Source organism: Vibrio sp. 03_296, from assembly GCF_002265885.1.
On sequence record NZ_NPKW01000870.1, the window covers coordinates 1 to 899 of the forward strand.

An 899-nucleotide genomic window follows, 5' to 3' on the forward strand; every position below is an offset into this window, starting at 1 on the left:
CATGACTGGCTTTGCACCTAAACCATTTTAAGTTGCTCTACATATATGACTGTAGATAAGGCCTGAGATGATTCTCAGGCTTTTATTGTTCTGTTACTTTCAGTGTACTATAACGCCACTCACTCATCTCGATAGCCCAAAATTTAGAGCTTAGATTGCCATCATGCTAAGTGCACTTAACGCAGAGATTAGGGATTCTTTGAAGTTACGATAATCTGTCTTCAATGTGGCAACTCAGTTCAGAACGAGACACAAAGTCATTTTAAGCCAACATTCAAACGTCAGAAATGACGAAAGCCTGCAAATTACTTTGCAGGCTTTCTATGTAGTGGCGGAGAGATAGGGATTTGAACCCCATCTCTTTGAAAACCTATATATATCAAGCTCTTGAATTTTCTAGCTTTCTACGTTCATCAATCAAATGTCACGTTGACGAATGTTAATCACAATCAGTATACGAAAACAATCGAACTTAGCAAGAGCTTCAAGCATATAAGCCAAAATATTTTCTAGTATCCTTACCCAGTCAACTAAACCTCTTAATCTCAGCTATGACTGATTACCCCTGTACGGGGGTAAATTAACTTTAACCCCTCAGGGGTTAAAGTGCTAATATCCCTACAKGGGTTAATTTAGATTGGAGGCAGATATGCTCATAACAAGTCCTAAGCAACTGGGGATATACTTGCGTGATGTACGCAGGAATCAAAGGCGCAACCAAACCAAAGTCGGAGATATTGTTGGTCTAAAACAGACAACAGTATCGAAACTTGAACGTGATCCTGCCTCGTCCAGTATCGAAAGCCTGATGCGCCTGCTGTCATCACTAGATCTTGAGCTACATATTCAAGATAAAGCTATAAGCCGTGAACAGGCAAAGCTTCGTGATCCTGATGATT

General features: G+C 40.2%; 1 protein-coding gene. It reads left to right on the forward strand.

Annotation, left to right across the window (positions count from 1 at the left end):
• Positions 1 to 649: 649 nt before the first annotated feature.
• On the forward strand, positions 650 to 899 hold a 250-nt coding region (locus tag CIK04_RS28510), incomplete at its 3' end, for a helix-turn-helix domain-containing protein (protein WP_128824740.1).